Source organism: Chitinophaga sp. Ak27, assembly GCF_012726295.1.
GTDB lineage: Bacteria > Bacteroidota > Bacteroidia > Chitinophagales > Chitinophagaceae > Chitinophaga.
Window position 1 is genome coordinate 288,729 of record NZ_JABAOB010000002.1, and the last position, 19,160, is coordinate 307,888.

Genomic DNA, 19,160 nt, shown 5'->3' on the forward strand with positions numbered 1-19,160 from the left:
TCTTATTGATAATATTATTTTTTTACCGACACCCGCCAGATGGTATTGGCAGCATCATCAGCTACCAGCAGGGAACCATCTTTCATCATGGCCATACCTACGGGGCGGCCATGTACTTCACTTTTAGGCTCGTTGGCGATAAAGCCGGTCAGGAAATCTTCCGCTTTACCGGCAGGCTTGCCGTTTTGGAAAGGAATGTAAATGATTTTGTAGCCCGACAGGTAAGTACGGTTCCAGGAGCCGTGCTGGCTGATGAAAGCGCCATTTCTGTATTTTTCCGGGAAGGCAGTTCCCTTATAGAAAAGTAGGCCCAGTGAGGCAGAGTGGGCCATCAGCGCTACATCCGGCGTAATAGATTTTTTTACCAGCTCAGGTTCCTTGCCTTTGAAAGAGGGATCTTCATGCTGACCAAAATACGCGTAAGGCCAGCCATAAAAGCCGCCTTCCTGCACACTGGTAAAATAGTCGGGCACGAGGTCGTCGCCCAACTGATCCCGTTCATTGACTACCGTCCACAAAGTATGGGTGCCCGGCGCCCAGTCCATACCCACAGGGTTGCGGAGCCCGTTGGCATATATCTTCAGGTCGGAGCCATCAGGATTCATGATCAATATATTGGCCCTGTTTTTTTCCACTTCCATTCCCTGTTCGGCATCGTTGGTACCAGACCCTACAGACACCAGCAACTTGCTGCCATCTTCATTGGGAATGATGTTCCGCGTCCAGTGATTATTATAGCCGCCAGCAGGCAAGGTCACTATTTTCTTGCCATCAGCCTCCATGGTGGTCATCCCGGTTTGATAAGGATACTGTACAATACCATCGGTGTTGGCTACATAAAAGATATTATTCAATATCAGCATACCCATGGGCTGGTTCAGCTTTTTCAGGAAGGTATACCGTTCCTCCGGAAGCCCATCATGGTTAGTATCCCGGAACATGGTAATCCTGTTGGCCGTAATGTTGTTATTTTCTGAGTTCGCTTTACCGCTCCATTTGTTGATCACCTCTTGGGTAAACCGCTTGATCGCATGCGCTTCTGATACAAACACATCGCCATTGGGCGCTACGTATATCCATCGGGGGTTTTGCAGGCCGTCTGCAAATTTGGTCACCTCAAAGCCAGGAGGAGCAATAGGTTTGCTGCCGTCTTTCCAGCCAATTACATCGCTGAAGTTGGTGACAGACTTGGTAGCTCCCGGGAGAGGCAGCGAATCCGGCGGTGTGTTGTTGGCCGCAGCCAGGGAGTCTTGGGCTGCATGCGCCGGGGGGCGTGAACCATGACAACTGCATAATGACAATAATAAGGCAGTCACAGCTGCAGACAAGTATTTTTTTTCCATCGCTATAGGGGTTGAAGGGCAAAAGTTACATCTTTTTACATTAACGGGTTGATTTTTTCATATTAATTACAACTAAAAACGGGTATCTCCATCAGCAGAGATACCCGTTTCCTTTTGCCTTACATCTTCACTAGTTTATATCGTTGCGATTGGTTCACCATAATAAAGTAGATGCCGGGCCTCCAGTTTCTCACATCCAGGCGGTTGCTCATCGTATTTTGTTGCAGGTGGATCAATGCGCCGCTACTATTGTAAACAGCCACGCTGAATACCGTTTCTATGATATCCTGCAGCAGTACATGATTTGTAGCAGGGTTAGGAAATAGCCAACCCTGTTTAGGAGGCATAGGGGGAAGGGTAGGCGTAGTAGCAATAGATTTATAGCCACAGAGTGAATCCGGTATTGCGGCAGCTACTACACGGCTGAACAGGATACTTTGTCCCAGTGAATTAAAATGCACGTCATCGCCGCTGTTGTACAACGGGGTAATGAATCCCCTGTTGGTGGCCATACCTGTATAGAAATCGATCGCATAGGCGCCAAAGTACTTGATAATGGTATCTTTCATTTGTCGCAGGCGGGTAGCGGCGTCATACCCCAAATTACCCCTGGGCTGCGTAGTGCTTGCCCACAGGGGGATATGAGCCTGCTCGGCGGCCTGCTTCAACGCGAGGAAGTTGGCCCGCTGTTTATCCAGCGGAAAACCTTTTGCCTCATCGTTGGTGGGCATATTAACGATGATGGCATCAGGATGCAGCGATATGGCTTTGGTAATGTTATGCGCGGTATCTACGCTGATGATGATGCCCAGCGTAGTATAAGGCGGTGTACCGTTGGGCATGATCTGCTGGGTGGTATACCCGCCAATAGCGAGGTTGATCACCGTATCATCGACGTTATGACTGGCTTTGAGATAGCGGGCATAACGGAATGGCCAGGCGCTGTCACGGCTGGGCAGTCCATTGCCCCAGGCAGTGGAAGAACCCAGTACGACGATTTTCAACGGGCTACTGCAATTTTGTGCATAGCTGATGCAGGTACCAAGACAAAAGACTGCCAGGAGTAAACACTTTTTCATGGTAGTGGTATTGATAAAAATGCTGGTAGTAGTACTGCAGAGGGTATCTGGAACAGGAAGGTGGATTAGCCACTGCCTCAAAGTAATAGCATAGCACTGCACTCATATTGCAGTAGACCTGTTTTCGGTTCATTTACTGCTAACTTTCTCTCTCTCAATAAAAGCCGGAAAAAAAAGAACCAAATATTTATCTTTATAACTTCTTCAATAATTATGAACATGAACAGAAAACGTATTATCGCAGGTCTGATATGTTGTATGGGCCTGGGACTGGCATATCCATCCGGTGTGATGGCGCAGGTGTCAGCTATTAAAACGGAAACCGTGACAGGTGGTTCCCTGATTGGCCGCTGGGATATCAAAGTGAATGAAAATGGGACAGACAAACCATCCTGGCTGGAAGTAGAACTCTCCGGCTTCAGAACCCTGGTAGGCCGCTTTGTGAGCACAGGTGGTAGCGCCCGGCCTATTTCAAAGGTCAACTTCGATAACGGTAAATTCAGCTTTGCTATCCCTCCACAATGGGAACGCGAAGATCGCGATCTGACACTTGAAGGAACCGTAACTGCTGACGGTATCAGCGGTACTATTCATACCAGCGACGGGCAGTCTTATCCCTTTACAGGCGTAAAAGCACCCGACCTGAAAAGAACCACACCTCCCGTATGGGGCAAACCCATTAAATTATTTAATGGGAAAGACCTGACCGGCTGGAAAGCACTGGGCGAAAACCAATGGATCGTTAAAAACGGTGTGTTGAGTAGCCCTCACTCCGGCGCTAACCTGATTTCCGAAAAGACTTTCACCGACTTCAAATTACACCTTGAATTCCGCTATCAGAAAGGAAGTAACAGTGGTGTATACCTGAGAGGCCGCTATGAAACACAGATCATCGACAATCCTAAAACCGACCATCCAAACAGTCACCTGTTCGGAGGCGTATATGGATTCCTGGTGCCCAGTGAAAATGCGGCGATCGGACCTGATCAGTGGCAAACATATGATATCACCCTCGTTGGCCGCATGGTAACGATCGTTGCTAACGGCAAAACTATCATCAGCAACCAGGAAATTCCCGGTATCACCGGCGGTGCGCTGGATAGCAATGAAGCGGAACCGGGACCGATCTATTTCCAGGGCGACCATGGCCCTATTGAATTCAGGAACATCGTCATTACCCCGGCGAAATAATATTTTCCACGAGATAGCAAAGGAGCAAAGCGCAGGTATCTCCGCGTCTTTGCTCCTTTGTTGTTGGTATTAATACCTATTTTTGCAGGATAAGAATCAACAGCAATAATGGGAACCAGTATCAACAAACGCAGCAACATTAAGGAGAGCAATATCGGAATAGCTACTATACTCGCTTTCGCCATGATACCCATGTCGGGTTTTGCCACCGACATTTACCTACCCTCCCTGCCAGGCATGACCAGCGCCCTGGGCATCACCAACAGCCAGGCACAATTGACCCTCAGTCTTTTTCTGATCAGCTATGGCGTGTCTCAGTTGTTCGTAGGCGGTCTGCTCGACAGCTACGGCCGGTATCGGATATCGATGGTATCGATGTTTATCTGTTGCATATCCTGCGTAATTGTAGCCAATACACACAGCATTTATGTAATCTATGCCATGCGCATCGTGCATGGTATCACCATGGCGGCTATGGTAGTAAGTAAGCGGGCGTTTTTTGTTGATTTATATTCAGGAGAGAAATTAAAACATTATCTCAGCTATTTTACGATCATATGGTCTACAGGGCCTATCATTGCACCTTTCATCGGAGGCTACCTGGAGGTGACTTTTGGATGGGAATCCAATTTTTATTTCCTGGGTGGATTTGCTGGTTTGCTGTTTATCCTGGAGCTGATCTTTGGCGGCGAAACCATTAAACACACTACCCCTTTCCATCCCCGCGCTATTTTTTCTATTTACTATACTATGGCGCGCACCAGCAGTTTTACCTTAGGTATCGGTATGCTCGGACTGGCCTATTCCATGGTAATGGTATATAACATGTCGGGCCCTTTTATCATTGAACACTACTTTAACTTATCGCCGGTAATCACCGGTTACTGCTCGCTGTTCCTCGGTCTTGCGTGGATGGCAGGAGGCTTCCTGGGTAAGGGTTTGATCAATAAACCCTTTGTGAAGAAGATGAATATCAACGTAGCATTGCAGTTCCTCGCCGCATCGCTGCTGCTGCTCACATTCATACTTTTCGGCGGCTTATGGACTATCCTGGTATTCGCTTTCCTCGTGCATGTGGGCGCCGGATTTACCTACAATAACTACTTCACCTATTGTTTGCAGAAATTCCCCCGGAATGCAGGAATTGCAGGCGGCTTAACAGGAGGAGTATGTTATGTGATCGTATCCATTCTAAGTTATAGTCTCATTTATTTACTGCCCGCAAAAGATGGACATAATTTATCCTACAGCTACCTGTTGTTAATCATCATCAGCGGTATGGTGATGTATCGGGTAAGGATGTTGGATAAGCAGGAACGGAGTGTGTGACTGCATCATCGCAGCAACAAACAATGACCATCCTGCTGTTAACTGATACCGTTAACAAACGATAACAGTAGATAACAGTCTACCCGTTACTCTGGCATAGTTTTATCATACTTTATAGTGAGCAAGAACATTAAACCGTCTGCAGGCGCTTAATAGCTACTTATTTCCAGTGTTTATCAAATCTTGTAATCATGAAAACGTTAAAGTATTTTATACTCGCCATCCTTCTCGTATCTGGTTTGAGCAGTTGTTTGGTAGTGCGCGACAGGCCCGGATATTATTACCCTCATCGCCATTATCATCACTATTACCACGGATATTACAGATAGCAGCATCATACGTAAGGAATCAACGATCCGATAGAAGCCTTCCGCCATATTTGGCCGGGGGCTTTTTTATTGGGTATGCATAAAAAAGCCTGTATCGCAACGATACAGGCGATATCTTTTTTGCAAGGTGCAGCTAATCTTTTTTGATGTACGTCTTATTTCCATTCTTATTGATATAGTATTGTCCACCGCGGCGTCCCTGGTAAATGGTTCTGCCTTTAGCGTCGGTACCGATGGCCGGGTCGGAGCTATTAGCAGGGGCGGAAGGCGTAACAACCGGTTTTTTAGCGGCAGTTACTGCAGGTGCAGGGGGAGTAGGCCGGGAAGGAGCAGTAGCAGCAGGAGCAGGGGGAGCAGGCGTAGCTGGTACAGTTGGTGCTGTAACTACTTCCTTGTTCTTTTTGGCCCTCGTTCTTTTAGGCGTTTCCAGGGTGGTAGTGGTAGCTGGTACCGCAGGCGTAGCTGGGGTAGCTGCAGTGGTTACTTCCTTCGTCTTTTTTGTTCTTGTTTTCCTGGCGGTTTCGGTAGCAGTAGTGCCGGCAGCGTCGGTAGCTGCTACTGCTTTTTCTGCTTTAGCCCTGCTTTTTTTAACCTTGGTAGTGGCCTGGTCCTGGGTGGCTGTTACCTGGTCGTCCGCTTGTTTCTTTTTCTTCTTGGCAGCCTTGGTGGCTTTTTCGGTGGTTTGCTGTGCGGTAGTAGTGCTTTGCGCATAGCTGTTTATTGTGCCTATTGAAAGGGCACCTGCCAGCATCAGCATGACGAGTCTTTTCATAGCAAGTAGATTAATTGGGTGTTACTGGAAATCAAAAGGAATCTTGACAAATTGAAAGGGTTACGATAGGTAACCGGACAGACGTATCGCTGCAATTTAGGCTATTTTTTAATACAGCTATATGGTTTAAATGGTAGAGGTAGCTATATGTACAAGTTTTCAAGCCAATAACTGTTTCGGCAAATCAGTGCATTATCGATATTTTACAAATCTCTAAAACCCAAATGGAATGAAAAAAATGTTACTGTTAGCAGGACTGTTTGTTGGCCTGAAAAGTACCTATGCACAGGTGGTTCACCTGAACATGGGGATCACCACTTCCAACCTCCGGGTGGAGGCTTTTAAAGTTAAAAATAACCCCCTGGTAACCCCTACGATCATGGCAGGCATTGAGTACCTGCATAAAAAATGGTTTTATTTGTCCAGTGAAGTGGGCTATGTTGCATTGGGAGAGCGCCATACACTGCTCATTGGCAGACCAGGAGGGGACATGTCCTGGTATAACTTTGCGCAGGTGAACACCACTTTCCGTGCACGGCATCTATCTCCTTCCGCACATACTGAGTTCTTCGCCGGCGCAGGACCTTACTTAAATATCCTGCTGAATAATAATGAAAAGGATCATCCCCTTTTTGAAGCCTATGATACCAAAACATGTAATACCGGTATCAAAACGGAAGCAGGTATTGTGCGTAACATTAACCGGTTTAGAGTGGGACTCACAGGCAACTATCTGCTAAGACTTTCTCCCCTCGCTACCAGCCGTTACACGAAGATAAATTACAATGCCTGGGGAATCACGCTGGGGCTGGGCTATAAACTCCGTTAACCGCGGGCCAGTAACTTAATATCTTTTACTTCCAATATAGGCCTGGGATATCCTTTGAGTGCCGCCAGGATCATCGCCAGGCCTACTTCCCGCATAGTGCTTACCTGGTTGGGAAATAACCAGCGCAATAACGGATAGAGGTGCCCAATCATCCGGTAATAACGTTTTATATTTTTTTGTCCCGGCGTCGGCTGCATAAAGCCGGGCCGTATATAATATATTTCTTTGAACGAAAGTTTTGCCAGCGCGTTTTCAGTTTTCCCTTTCACCCGCGCCCACATAATGCGCCCCTGTTCAGAACTGTCGGTATGACTGCCTGATACATATTCAAAGATCATATTCGGCTGAATGGCCGCCAAACGGCGTGCAAAATGAAGTGTTACGTCATAGGTAATAAAGGTATAGGCTACCTCGTTCATACCATTGGAGCTGATACCGGCACAGTAAAAACAGGCGTCATAGCCGGTTATTTGGGTTACATGATCTTCCAGCTGCATAAAATCAGGAATCAGGCATTCCTGTAATTTTGGATGTTGTAAGCCATAGGTTTTGCGACTCACCAGCAGTATTTGTGTAATGTCCGGATGGGACAAACATTCCAACAGCACTCCTTCTCCAACCATGCCGGTAGCACCGGTAATGATCACTTTCATAATGATGATATATTTAAGGAATACGGGTTATTATTGCTGCGCTTGATGTAAGATTAATGAATATATTTGATATGGAAACATGCTTTATTGTTATTGAAAAAATTTCATGCTCATGAAAAGGACCGAATGGTTTAAAAGAAGTTTTCCCATCATCGACGATAACGGGGTGTTACCCGACATCATAGAGCGGCTGAGAGGCACGCCAATCAGACTGGAAGCGATGTTAAGCCCACTGGATAATACTATGTTGACAGCCAAAGCGGAGGGGAAATGGAGTATGAAAGAACAGGCCGGCCACCTGGCAGATATGGAACCACTCTGGCTGGGCCGCCTCGATGACCTGGCCCATGGAATCCCTGAACTCCGCGAAGCAGATCTCACCAATCAAAGAACACATACCGCTAACCATAATGCGACTAACCTGTCCGAACTATTGCAGCTGTTTAAAGTGCAACGGCAACAACTCGTGAATCGCCTGCTCACACTGCAAGACACTCAGCTACTGCACGTGGCCTTGCATCCCCGTTTGAAAACGCCTATGCGGATCATCGACCTGGCCTACTTTGTAGCAGAACACGATGATCACCACCTGACCAGTATCCGGGAAATCATGAAATAGCAATATTATCTTTTATAATAAAAAACAGCCCGGGAGAAAAATCTTCCGGGCTGCTTTATTTCTTATTGGCGGTATCAATTCAGTTGTTCTAATATCTCCCGCAGCTTTTGATAGTCCGCAGCGCTAAGCGGTTGCAGGGGACTACGAAGATAGCCGCTTTCTATCCCCTGTATTTTTAGTCCTGCCTGTATCGCTACCGGCAACCCTTTGGCAACGATGAACTGCAACAGTTCCAGCTGCTGATAAAAAACATCCCTGGCAGTGGTCATGTCCTGCCGGGAGAAGGCCTCAAATAACCGGTTGTTCAACCCCGGGATGAGATTATACGCCGCTGTACACCAGCCACGGGCGCCGGCAGTAAACGCTGCCAGTGCCAGCGGGTTGGAACCATTGTAAAATGCCACAGCTTCACCCAGTTCTTTACGCAGGGTAAACATGCGCTGTATATCTCCCGTACTTTCCTTCACCATGGTGATGTTGGGGATCTGGAGCAAACGTTTCAGCAATGCGGGCGACATATCAATACCTCCGGTAGCGGGGTTGTTGTAAGCCATGATGGGCAATGAAATGCTGCCGGCTATCTTTTCATAGTGCCGGAAAATTTCGTCTTCCGTCAGTTTCCAGTAACTCATAGGCAGTATCATCACGGCGTCAGCGCCCGCCTTCTCTGCAAACAGAGCATGACGGATAGCGCCCGCAGTAGTGAGATGCGAAACTCCCACAAGTACGGGTATACGTTTGGCAACCTGTTGAATAGCGGCAGTAGTAACGGCTTCCTTTTCTTCTTCTGTAAGATAGGGCAGTACACCGGTGCTGCCCAATGGAGCAATTCCGTGAGCGCCTGATTGTACCAGGCGCTCGGTGAGGGATTTAAATAAGGGAATATCTACTTTTTCCTGCGCATCAAACGGCGTTATAGGATAAGCAATGATACCTTTGAATAAATTGGTTTGTACCATGTATTTAATTTTTTTTGTGAGAGATTAGAGATCCCGGCCTTCTTCTTCTCTTAAGGCTACACCCAGGTTTTGCAGTTGCGGGGCATTTTCACAGGCAATGTAGCGGGCGGGCTCACTGTCGCTGAGGTTCTGATGCCGGTGCCAGGCCCAGCTGGGGATATATACTGCATCCCCCGCCTGCCATTCTACTTTTTCATCTTCTACTTCCGTATACCCTTTTCCTTCCAGTACATACAATACCGTTTCATAAGTATGCCGGTGCCGGTTAGTGATCTGGCCTGGTAAGAGCCCGCCGATGGTCATGCTTACATTTTTCGTCGGCAGGTCTACAAAGAATACCGGGTGTTTACGTTCAGTAGAAAATGAGTCGTGTGCCCCCGCCTGTTCTACATTTTTGTGAATCAGCTTTCCTGGTTTTACATAAGCAGGACGAGCATAGGTACGGTGAAAATCCCTGGAGGTAAAGGTGGCTGTTTGCTTTTCCATGTGTCAGTGTTTTTTATTTGTAATAAAATGTGATAGCTTCTGCTGTTTGCTGACACAAAATTTGTCTTTTTCTGGATCATCAAGATCGTCCAGTTTTTACTTAAATAGATGGTCCAGGTAGAATGCGTCCTGTATACGCTTAACGGGACGGTTACGGGAAATGCCCAGCTTACATGGCTTGCGGGTCGATATGATTTTCTTTTTTATCAATATTTTTTTCTCTTATCTGCATTTTTAGGGAGATGGATGCCTCCTTTATCTTTATATTTCGGGTATCAACCAGACGTTATGACCGCCACGTGTTTCAATAAATAATATTAGCTGTATGTCAAGGGGAGTGCATTTGTTCAGTGACGAGGAACTGTTATGCCTGATGGCCGACGATGATGAAGCAGCATTTACTGCTTTGTATCATCGCTATTGGGAAACGTTGCTGGGCATGGCATATCAGCGCCTGAAAGATTTACCGGCAGCGGAAGACATCGTGCACGATGTCTTTGCAGGCATCTGGCGTAACCGGAAAACCCTTGCCGCGCAACATTTGAAAGCCTACCTGGCGGCAGCGGTGAAATACATGACCATCGCACACTTCAGGAAAAAAGAATACGGCCATCAATACGGGGCCTCCCTGCAACAAACCTCCCTGCCAGGCAACGATATGGAAAACAGCGTGCATTACCGCCACATTCTGCAAATGGTCAATGAAGAAGTAAACAATCTCCCTGAAAAATGCCGCGTGGTATTCCGCTATAGCCGCCACGATGGTATGAGCTCCCGGCAGATCGCCGAACAGATGGGCATCAGCACTAAAACGGTCGATAACCAACTCCATAAAGCCATTACCCACCTTCGTCATAAGATGAAACATATCCTCCATACTTTTTTCTCTACTTTTTTTTAAAACGCGTAGGTATTTTTTTGCGCCCGGCTCACTTACTTAGTATAACGGGCATTTATGGACGATTTACACAAGGCCATCAACAACTATCTGGCGGGAAAAGCAACCCCGGAGGAGCAACAGCTGGTCAACAACTGGTACTATGCCACCCCGGACGATAGCGTTGAAATTCCGGCCGACGATGCGGCGCTGCGGGAACAGATCCGCGACCGGATCCACCATCGCCTGCAACAAACCTTACAGCAAAACAGGCACCCCCGGGGGCGTACCGCATTCTTTACCCCCTGGAAAGTAGCGGCCGCCATCGCCTTACTCATTGGCTGCGTCATGGGTGGATGGCAATTGTTCCGTACCCGTGCGCCACATCCGGCGCCATTGGCCTCCGCTGCCACCCGACCCGGTACTATCTTACCAGGTGGCAACAAGGCTGTATTACTGCTGGCTAACGGCGATAGCATCCTGCTCGACAATGCCGGCAATGGTATGCTAAGTCAACAGGGAAATACCCGCGTCATTAAACGCAATAACGGGGCATTGACCTACCAGGCTGCCGGTGAGACCGCCAGTACTGCCGTTGCCTACAATACCCTCCGTACGCCCCGCGGCGGGCAATACCAGGTAACGTTGCCCGATGGCACCCGGGTATGGCTCAACGCCGCTTCTTCCCTGCGCTTTCCAACCACCTTTACCGGTGGCAGTCGCGAGGTAGTATTGAATGGAGAAGCCTATTTTGAGGTCACTACCATTCACAATAAAAACGGCACCAAAATTCCTTTTATCGTAAAAGTGCATCACAGTAAAGCTGATATGGACGTCAAAGTACTGGGCACCAAATTCAACGTGCTGGCATACGACGACGAACCGGCCGTAAGCACGGCATTACTGGAAGGCGCCGTATTGGCCAGCACACATACCGACAGCGTATTGATCAAACCCGGGCAGCGGGCCAATCTCGCGGTAGATCACCCGGTGTTTAAACTGGGCGCCGCCGACTTCAGGGAAATACTGGCCTGGAAAAATGGAGAATTCCATTTCCGCGAAGCCGGTATCAAAGAGATTATGCGCCAGCTATGCCGGTGGTACGATGTGGAAGTAGTATACCGCAGCGATGCCAACAATGTAAAACTCTCCGGCATTATCCCTAAAACAGAAGATATCAACCAACTGCTGGATGCCTTGCAAGCCACCGGCAAAGTACATTTCGAAGTAAAAGAGAGGAAAATTATTGTACAACCATTATAGTGATCACATCATTGTCATCTGAATAATTGCCACATATGAAAACATAGCCACTTACACACGTACAACCAAATAAAAACCGGAAGCGCTTGCAACACTTCCGGCGGATATCTGGATCTACGATTTCACAGCCACTTGAACTGACATATTGAAATTTCATGAATCCAAACTGTACAAAAATATGGAACAACACTCCATTATCAAAATTCCCTTGTCCGGCCTGCCGCGACGCAGACAAATAATCCTGGTTATGAAATTGACTGCTGGTCTTCTTTTATTAACCTTACTACAGGTAAGTGCGAAAACGTTCTCGCAAACGGTGACCCTGAAAGGCCACCGGCTGCCGCTAGAACAGGTATTCGATCGCATTAAAGATCAAACAGGCTACGCATTTGTATACGATGCTAACCTGATCAAAAAAGCCAGTCCACTGGAAATAGATATTAAAAATATGCCGCTGGCCACCGCGCTTACGCTCATCGGCAAAGGGCAACCCTTTACCTGCGAAATCAGGCACAAGATCATCGTAGTAAAGGAAAATCCGGCTATTGTCACTGCATCATCCGCCACCACACCGGTGCTGTTGCAAAGCATCAGCGGAAAAGTGCTCGATGAAAAAGGCAACGCCGTGGAAAATGCTACGGTAACACTCCTGCCCGGTGCCAAAGGCGCTCTCACCGATGCCAAGGGCGCTTTTACCATACACGGCATAATGCCGGGAAACTATACCCTGCGCGTCACTTTCATCGGCTTTGCTCCCCATGAACAAAAAATTACGGTAAATAAAGACCTGACGGGGTTGCAAGTAACGCTAAAAACATCTTCCAGCTCCCTCAACGATATCGTGATCGTAGGTTATGGCGCTACTAAAAAATCGGACCTCACCGGCTCGGTAGGTTCTGTCACAGCCGATCAGATCACCCAGGTAAACGCAGTATCCAACGTATCCCAGGCGCTACAGGGGCAGGTGGCCGGCGTACAGGTCAACCAGGCCTCCGGGCAGCCGGGCGAATTTATGCGCATTAAAATCAGGGGTACTACCTCTATCGGCGCCAGCAGTAGTCCCCTCTATGTAGTGGATGGACTGCCACTCGACGATTTATCAGCACAGCTAAACCCCGACGATATCGAACGGATGGAGGTACTGAAAGATGCTTCCGCTACTGCCATATACGGCTCCCGTGGCGCTAACGGCGTAGTGATGATCACCACGAAAAGAGGTAAAACCGGTAAAGCCAGGGTAAGCTATAGCGGCTACTATGGCATCCAACAACTGCGCAAAAAGATCAACCTGGTCAACGCCAGGGAATTTGCTGCCCTGCAGAACGAAGTCGCAAAAAATGACGGTACCCCTTTACCATGGACGGCTGCCCAGATCGACTCCCTGAGCGGCAAAGGCAACGACTGGCAGGACCTGGTATACCGCAAAGCGCCGGTACAGGATCATAATATTTCCATCTCCGGTGGAAACGAAAATACCCGCTATTTTACGTCCTTCGGCTACTTCAATCAACAAGGGATTATTGATAACTCTTCTTTCAAAAGGTTTTCCTTCCGCACCAACCTGGATCAAAAATTATCAGACCGTTTTAACATTACTTCCAACCTGTCGCTACAGCAGTCGCGCTACGCCCAGGCCCAATACCAGGGCGCAGAAGGCGGTGGTGGCGTTCCGTGGACCACCATGGTGATACCACCTACTCAGCCTGTATATAATCCCGATGGCTCTTATACCCGGTTTACCGGCGTTCCCTGGGGAGAATCCAATCCTGTAGGCATCTCCAGAGAATTATACCAGCCTTCCAGTTCCATGCGCATTATTGGTAATGTAGCATTGAATTACAATATTGCTCCCGGCCTGGTACTGAAGCTCTCCGGTGGTATCGATAAAAATGATACGAAAGAGGACTACTATGCCCCGGGCACAATTACCATTGGTCGTGGTACGGATAAAGATGGTAACCCCATTTCCGGCGTGGCACGAAAGAACTACTACGGCACTTTCACTTTCATCAATGAAAATACGCTCAGCTACAACAGAACTTTTGGTAGCCATACCATCGATGCGGTAGGGGGTATCACTTACCAGCAAACCTCGTCTGATGGGTTGTATAGTAACGATGCTACTGGTTTTATTACGGATCTCTATAAAAACAATAACCTGGGAGCAGCAGTAGTACCTGCACAGCCTTCCAGCAACTACAACGACTATAAACTGGTATCTTACCTGGGCAGGATCAATTATAACTTTAAAGGGAAATACTACGCTACTTTTACCGGCAGATATGATGGTTCTTCCAAGTTTGGGCGCGATAATAAATTCGCGTTTTTCCCGTCAGCCGCCCTGAGCTGGAATGTATCGCAGGAAGACTTCCTGAAAAACAGCCAACAGGTTACCAACCTGAAGCTTCGCCTCAGCTACGGCGCGGCGGGCAACCAGGCCATCAATCCTTACCAGACGCTGGCTACCGTAAGCAATACGCCGGTAGTATTCAACAACACCCAATATAACGGATTCTATCCCTCGTCACTCGATAATGCCGGCCTGAAATGGGAAACTACCCGGCAACTCGACGCCGGGTTTGACCTGGGCCTGGTCAAAGACCGGGTACAGGTAACGGCAGACTACTACCATAAACGCACCAGCGACCTGCTGCTGCAAGTAAACCTGCCTTCTTCCAGCGGTTATAATTCCGTAATTCAAAACGTGGGGGTGGTACAAAACCAGGGCTTCGAATTCCAGGTAAATTCCATTAATCTGGATGGTGCGCTCACCTGGAAATCAGGTTTGAATATCACAAGCAACCGCACTAAGGTGCTGGATCTGGGCAAGGACGCACAGGGTAATAAAATTACCTATAAAGAAATTGGCCCCGGTGGCAACTGGTTCCCTACCATCGTTGGCCAGTCCATGATGCAGTTGTATGGCTATACCGTTACCGGCGTGTATCAGACCGACCAGGAAGCGATCGATAACGGCGAACCTTCCAAACATGCCGGCGATTATAAGTTTAAAAACTGGGATGGAAAAGGTACAGTGAACGACCAGGACGATCGTACCGTGATCTCTCACCTGGAGCCTAAGTTCACGTTCGGATTCAACAATAATTTCTCCTACAAAAATTTTGATCTGTCTATACTCTTCGTGGGTTCTTATGGTAACGATATCGTGAACGAATTCCGTAAATACAACATTACCATGAACGGGAAATGGGCGCCTACACAGGAAGCCTTTGATAACCGTTGGAAAGGAGCCGGTACGGGCAACAGCATCGACAAGCCTTCGGCCAACAGTGGCAACTCTATCCGCGACTATGCCAACAGCCTTTGGGTAGAAGATGGATCCTACCTGCGTTTGCGGGATATCACCCTCGGATATACTTTCTCTGCGAAACAATTATCGTTTGCTAAATTATCGTCTATCCGGGTGTATGTAAGTGCACAAAACTGGCTTACCATTACCAACTATTCCGGTTACGATCCTGAAGTATCGTGGGCGATCCCTACCATCAATGGGTGGGACAGGGGCAATTATCCTTCCACCAAATCTATTACGGTAGGTGCAAAAGTTAATTTTTAACATTGAAAATGTAGAGAGATGAAATACTATTTTTTATTGCTCGTCACCATATGCCCGGTGTTCTTCCTGTTGCCGGCCTGTAAAAAAACACTGGAAGAAAATCCACGCTCCTCTATCAGCCCGGATACCTATTTTACCAGCCCTGAAAGTTATGAGTCGGCGGTAATAGGTGTGTACGATGGCTTACCACTGAATGTGACAGCGCTCAATGAAATGTTTTCTGATATCTATGGTACGCCACAGCCGGCAGAACAGGCATTGCCTGTTTATCAAAACCAGCCATCCGCCAATTTCTATTCCTCCGGAACGGCCTGGTCAGTGCCATACGCCATGATTAAGAACGCCAATTTCATCCTGGATAAATTACCGGCCGCACCACTGTCCGATGCAAAGAAAATCCAGCTCACCGCGGAAGCCAGGTGCTTACGCGGCTATGCCTTCTTTTACCTGGTGCAGATGTTTGGCGATGTGCCCATGCCTTTAAAAGCCGCTACCAATTATAAAGACGTGCAGCTGCCCCGTACACCACAGGCCGACGTATATAACCAATTGCTGGGCGACCTTGAATATGCGGAAGCTAATTTGCCGGATGGTGCAGCACAACAGGGGCGATTATATAAACTGGTGGCCACCGCATTGCTGGCCAAAGTGTACCTCACTACCGCCGGTAATCCCATGCACCTCACGGCTAATTATACCAAAGCGCGTGATAAGGCACTGGCGGTCATCTCCTCTGGTAAGTTTACATTGAGAGATGACTATGCCACCGTGTTTCATAACACCGCTTATACCAGCGAATCTATTTGGGAAAAACAATACATTCCCGGCAGAACCAGCAATCCGCTGCATAGCCTGGCATCGCCTGCGCCCGGATACCAACCCATCATTTTACCGGCTACCTGGTTTATCAACAGTTACCCGGCCGGTGATCAGCGCAAGGCCTGGGGCATTAAAATCAACTATCCTTCTCCGGCAGGTGGCACACTGCCCGCTTTTTTTACTAAGTTTGTCGACCTTACTACCATCGATCAGAACATAGGTCCGTCTACAGTATTGGTGCCTTATTCCTTCCCAATATTACGGTTGGCCGAAATGTACCTGATCGCAGCAGAGGCAGAGAATGAAGTCAACGGGCCAGCTATGGCGTATCAGTACGTGAACAAAATCCGCTGGCGCGCCAGGATCAACAAAAGCAGCATTACAGATGTACCAGACCTGAAAGGGCTCACCAAAGACCAGCTCCGCGATGCCATCATCATGGAACGTAAATGGGAATTGTCGAATGAAGGAGATGCATGGTTCGATTTGAAACGTACCAATACCTTCCAGCATATTCAAACGGTAAGGGGCTCCTCGTTAAGTGTGCCCATCGGTCCCTATAACCAAACATGGCTGATCCCTGCACAGGAAATCACCAACAATAATATTCAGCAAAATCCACAGTATCACTAGTCAATTTTTATCGCAGGAACATATGAAACGATTACTCTTCTTTTGTTGTATGCTGTTCTCCGCCCACCTGGGGAAAGCACAAACTGTCTGGCACGTAGCTATCAATGGTAATGACAGCCATAGCGGCACTGCGGCCCAACCTTTGAAAACACCGGGTAAAGCGGTGGAATTAGCCATCAAACGAAAGAACGAGCAGGCCGTTATCCTCCTGCATGGGGGCACTTACTACCTGGAAAAGGAAATCAACCTGCAGGCCGCCAACATGGCCTGCAGGAGCCTCGAAATACGCGCGTACGATAACGAGCCGGTGTTTATCAGCGCTGGGCAAAAGTTGTCGCTCACCTGGACACCTTACAAAAACGGGATCTATAAAGCCGTAGTGCCCACAGGTATTACTTTTGAACGCCTGTACATAAACGGGCAACTGCAGGTACTGGCCCGCTATCCTAACTATGATTCCACCGCTAAAGTATTTCATGGCACCGCCGCCGACGCCCTGGAAAAGGCAGCCCAATGGAAACACCCGGAAAACAGCTACGTACATGCGTTACATGCATACGACTGGGGAGGCTTCCACTACCGCGTTACCGGCGTTAAAAATAATCAGCTGGCGCTGGAAGGCGGCTGGCAAAACAACCGCCCCAACGGCCTGCACAAAGAGTTCCGCTTCGTGGAAAATAACCTGGAAGCGCTCGACGCTCCCGGCGAATGGTTTCTTGATCAACAGCAACACTTGTTGTATTACTATCCAACAGCAGCTGTTCAACTGCCTGCCGCCCGCATAGAGGTAGCCCGGCTAAAGAAAAGTATCGTATTAAAAGGCAGCGCCGCTAAACCAGTAAAAAACATAACCCTGCGCGGGCTACAGTTTGTGCATAATGAGCGTACTTTCATGGAAACGAAGGAGCCGCTGCTGCGCAGCGACTGGACCATCTACCGTGGCGCCGCCGTATTGCTTGATGGAACGGAAAACTGCCGCATCATCGACTGCGGCTTCACTAACTTAGGAGGCAACGCCATCATGTTGAGCAATTATAACCGCCATGATACGATCAGCGGTTGCGAAATACAGCACGTGGGCGCCAGCGCTATTGCGTTTGTAGGCGATGCCAAAGCAGTACGGTCTCCTAATTTCCGTTATGAAGACTTTACGCCATATGCACAGCTGGATAAGACACCTGGCCCCGCCAGCAATAACTATCCGCAGGAATGCGTGGCTGATAACAACCTGGTACATCATGTAGGGGAGATAGAAAAACAAGCAACGGGTGTAGAAATAGAAATTTCGTCCCATATTGCAGTCACACATAATAGCATCTATAATACGCCCCGTGCCGGTATTAACATTGGCGACGGCTGTTTCGGCGGTCACCTGCTGGCTTATAATGATGTGTTTAATACCGTACTGGAAACCGGCGACCATGGCGCCTTTAACTCTTGGGGGCGCGACCGCTTCTGGGCTGCCAACCGCGGGTATATGGACAGCCTGGTGGCTGTACACCCGGAACTGATATTCCTGGATGTACAGGAACCGGTAACCATCCGCAATAATCGTTTCCGCTGCGATCATGGTTGGGATATCGACCTGGACGACGGTTCTTCCAACTACCAGATCTATAATAACGTTTGCCTCAATGGGGGCCTTAAACTCCGGGAAGGCTTTGGCCGCATCGTGAAAAACAATATTATGATCAACAACTCTTTCCACCCGCATGTATGGTTTAAAAACAGCGGTGATGTGTTTGAACACAATATTGTTACCCGTAAATATTTTCCTATCGAAATCAATTACTGGGGCAAAAGTATCGACTACAACCTCTTCCCCGACGATGCGGCATTGCAGGAGGCCCGTAGCAACAGCACCGATGTGCACAGCGTGGTCGGTGATCCGCAGTTCATTAATCCACAGGAGGGCGACTATACCGTAGCAGCTACTTCGCCGGCGCTGCGGATTGGCTTCAATAACATCCCGATGGATAGCTTTGGTGTAATGCAGCCCCGGTTACGCAACCTGGCTGCGAAACCTGTTATCCCGGTGTTTATGAGCAGCAGTCCCGACGCCGCAGCGGTACCGGTTGATTTCCTGGGCGGGAAGATTAAATCCATTTCCGGCCTGGGAGAACGCTCCGCCTATGGCCTGGCCGATGAGTCGGGAGTCGTCATTGTAGCAGCCAATGCCGGTAGCCTGCTGGCTGCCTCAGGACTGAAAGCGAAAGATGTGATCATCTCTTCCGGCGGGCATCCTGTAAAAACTGCCAAAGACCTGCTGGAATTGGCCCAGGGGGCTTCCTGGAAAAGCAGTATTCCGGTAGTGATTATGCGTAACCAACAGCAGCAGGAAGTTACGCTGAAACTGAAGTAAACGAAACTCAACAGCTACTTGCCGTCAGCCGGACAACCAA

General features: G+C 48.4%; 15 protein-coding genes. 9 read left to right on the top strand and 6 right to left on the bottom strand.

The annotated features are described in order from the left end of the window. Positions 1–14 precede the first annotated feature (14 nt). Both HGH90_RS09030 and HGH90_RS09035 read right to left on the bottom strand, forming a co-directional pair. A complete protein-coding gene (locus tag HGH90_RS09030) occupies positions 15–1,343 on the bottom strand; it encodes a PQQ-dependent sugar dehydrogenase (protein ID WP_168764315.1) in 1,329 nt (442 codons plus the stop codon). Between the two features lie 119 nt (positions 1,344–1,462). Beyond that, a complete protein-coding gene (locus HGH90_RS09035; protein ID WP_168764314.1) occupies positions 1,463–2,422 on the bottom strand; it encodes an SGNH/GDSL hydrolase family protein in 960 nt (319 codons plus the stop codon). A gap of 219 nt (positions 2,423–2,641) precedes the next feature. On the opposite strand from HGH90_RS09035, the gene HGH90_RS09040 reads away from it, so the two are divergent. Together HGH90_RS09040 and HGH90_RS09045 are read left to right on the top strand one after the other, a co-directional pair. Beyond that, positions 2,642–3,613, top strand: a complete 972-nt coding sequence (locus tag HGH90_RS09040; RefSeq protein ID WP_168764313.1) for a DUF1080 domain-containing protein — start codon at positions 2,642–2,644, stop codon at positions 3,611–3,613. A gap of 108 nt (positions 3,614–3,721) precedes the next feature. Next, on the top strand, positions 3,722–4,942 hold the full coding sequence (locus HGH90_RS09045; protein WP_169190915.1) for an MFS transporter: 1,221 nt from the start codon (positions 3,722–3,724) through the stop codon (positions 4,940–4,942). A gap of 462 nt (positions 4,943–5,404) precedes the next feature. Here HGH90_RS09045 and HGH90_RS31615 read toward each other — a convergent pair whose 3' ends face one another. After that, positions 5,405–6,043 carry a hypothetical protein gene (locus tag HGH90_RS31615; RefSeq protein WP_211172601.1) on the bottom strand — a complete coding sequence of 213 codons (639 nt, stop codon included), beginning with the start codon at positions 6,041–6,043 and terminating at the stop codon, positions 5,405–5,407. A gap of 229 nt (positions 6,044–6,272) precedes the next feature. On the opposite strand from HGH90_RS31615, the gene HGH90_RS09055 reads away from it, so the two are divergent. After that, entirely contained in the window at positions 6,273–6,872 is a 600-nt protein-coding gene (locus HGH90_RS09055; protein ID WP_168764309.1) for a hypothetical protein, read from the top strand. Here the strand turns inward: HGH90_RS09055 and HGH90_RS09060 are convergent. Beyond that, a complete protein-coding gene (locus HGH90_RS09060; protein ID WP_211172602.1) occupies positions 6,869–7,525 on the bottom strand; it encodes an NAD-dependent epimerase/dehydratase family protein in 657 nt (218 codons plus the stop codon). The two genes, HGH90_RS09055 and HGH90_RS09060, sit on opposite strands and share 4 nt — an antisense overlap. A 112-nt stretch (positions 7,526–7,637) precedes the next feature. Here HGH90_RS09060 and HGH90_RS09065 point away from each other — a divergent pair, with 112 nt between their 5' ends. Next, positions 7,638–8,144, top strand: a complete 507-nt coding sequence (locus HGH90_RS09065) for a DinB family protein (protein ID WP_168764308.1) — start codon at positions 7,638–7,640, stop codon at positions 8,142–8,144. A 74-nt stretch (positions 8,145–8,218) separates the two neighbouring features. On the opposite strand, the gene HGH90_RS09070 is transcribed toward HGH90_RS09065, so the two are convergent. Together HGH90_RS09070 and HGH90_RS09075 are read right to left on the bottom strand one after the other, a co-directional pair. Continuing rightward, positions 8,219–9,103 (bottom strand): dihydrodipicolinate synthase family protein, encoded by an 885-nt coding sequence (locus tag HGH90_RS09070; protein ID WP_169190916.1) that lies wholly within the window; start codon positions 9,101–9,103, stop codon positions 8,219–8,221. Between the two features lie 24 nt (positions 9,104–9,127). Continuing rightward, positions 9,128–9,589 carry a cupin domain-containing protein gene (locus HGH90_RS09075; protein WP_168764306.1) on the bottom strand — a complete coding sequence of 154 codons (462 nt, stop codon included), beginning with the start codon at positions 9,587–9,589 and terminating at the stop codon, positions 9,128–9,130. A gap of 325 nt (positions 9,590–9,914) precedes the next feature. Between HGH90_RS09075 and HGH90_RS09080 the strand changes: the two genes are divergently transcribed. From HGH90_RS09080 to HGH90_RS09100, 5 genes are all read left to right on the top strand, one after another. Next, positions 9,915–10,490 (top strand): RNA polymerase sigma factor, encoded by a 576-nt coding sequence (locus HGH90_RS09080; RefSeq protein ID WP_168764305.1) that lies wholly within the window; start codon positions 9,915–9,917, stop codon positions 10,488–10,490. Positions 10,491–10,544: 54 nt separating this feature from the next. Continuing rightward, on the top strand, positions 10,545–11,729 hold the full coding sequence (locus tag HGH90_RS09085) for a FecR family protein (RefSeq protein ID WP_169190917.1): 1,185 nt from the start codon (positions 10,545–10,547) through the stop codon (positions 11,727–11,729). A 247-nt stretch (positions 11,730–11,976) separates the two neighbouring features. Continuing rightward, entirely contained in the window at positions 11,977–15,306 is a 3,330-nt protein-coding gene (locus tag HGH90_RS09090) for a SusC/RagA family TonB-linked outer membrane protein (protein ID WP_168764303.1), read from the top strand. An 18-nt stretch (positions 15,307–15,324) separates the two neighbouring features. Then, on the top strand, positions 15,325–16,758 hold the full coding sequence (locus HGH90_RS09095) for a RagB/SusD family nutrient uptake outer membrane protein (protein ID WP_169190918.1): 1,434 nt from the start codon (positions 15,325–15,327) through the stop codon (positions 16,756–16,758). Positions 16,759–16,780: 22 nt separating this feature from the next. Continuing rightward, positions 16,781–19,120 (top strand): PDZ domain-containing protein, encoded by a 2,340-nt coding sequence (locus tag HGH90_RS09100; protein WP_169190919.1) that lies wholly within the window; start codon positions 16,781–16,783, stop codon positions 19,118–19,120. Positions 19,121–19,160: the final 40 nt, after the last annotated feature.

What these genes read in the sequence shown, in the direction of transcription:
- HGH90_RS09085 (WP_169190917.1), top strand. Translation starts at nt 10,545, where the DNA reads ATGGACGATTTACACAAGGCCATCAACAACTATCTGGCGGGAAAAGCA.
- HGH90_RS31615 (WP_211172601.1), bottom strand. Translation starts at nt 6,043, where the DNA reads ATGAAAAGACTCGTCATGCTGATGCTGGCAGGTGCCCTTTCAATAGGC.
- HGH90_RS09045 (WP_169190915.1), top strand. Translation starts at nt 3,722, where the DNA reads ATGGGAACCAGTATCAACAAACGCAGCAACATTAAGGAGAGCAATATC.
- HGH90_RS09065 (WP_168764308.1), top strand. Translation starts at nt 7,638, where the DNA reads ATGAAAAGGACCGAATGGTTTAAAAGAAGTTTTCCCATCATCGACGAT.
- HGH90_RS09055 (WP_168764309.1), top strand. Translation starts at nt 6,273, where the DNA reads ATGAAAAAAATGTTACTGTTAGCAGGACTGTTTGTTGGCCTGAAAAGT.
- HGH90_RS09070 (WP_169190916.1), bottom strand. Translation starts at nt 9,103, where the DNA reads ATGGTACAAACCAATTTATTCAAAGGTATCATTGCTTATCCTATAACG.
- HGH90_RS09075 (WP_168764306.1), bottom strand. Translation starts at nt 9,589, where the DNA reads ATGGAAAAGCAAACAGCCACCTTTACCTCCAGGGATTTTCACCGTACC.
- HGH90_RS09035 (WP_168764314.1), bottom strand. Translation starts at nt 2,422, where the DNA reads ATGAAAAAGTGTTTACTCCTGGCAGTCTTTTGTCTTGGTACCTGCATC.
- HGH90_RS09100 (WP_169190919.1), top strand. Translation starts at nt 16,781, where the DNA reads ATGAAACGATTACTCTTCTTTTGTTGTATGCTGTTCTCCGCCCACCTG.
- HGH90_RS09095 (WP_169190918.1), top strand. Translation starts at nt 15,325, where the DNA reads ATGAAATACTATTTTTTATTGCTCGTCACCATATGCCCGGTGTTCTTC.
- HGH90_RS09080 (WP_168764305.1), top strand. Translation starts at nt 9,915, where the DNA reads ATGTCAAGGGGAGTGCATTTGTTCAGTGACGAGGAACTGTTATGCCTG.
- HGH90_RS09060 (WP_211172602.1), bottom strand. Translation starts at nt 7,525, where the DNA reads ATGAAAGTGATCATTACCGGTGCTACCGGCATGGTTGGAGAAGGAGTG.
- HGH90_RS09040 (WP_168764313.1), top strand. Translation starts at nt 2,642, where the DNA reads ATGAACAGAAAACGTATTATCGCAGGTCTGATATGTTGTATGGGCCTG.
- HGH90_RS09030 (WP_168764315.1), bottom strand. Translation starts at nt 1,343, where the DNA reads ATGGAAAAAAAATACTTGTCTGCAGCTGTGACTGCCTTATTATTGTCA.
- HGH90_RS09090 (WP_168764303.1), top strand. Translation starts at nt 11,977, where the DNA reads ATGAAATTGACTGCTGGTCTTCTTTTATTAACCTTACTACAGGTAAGT.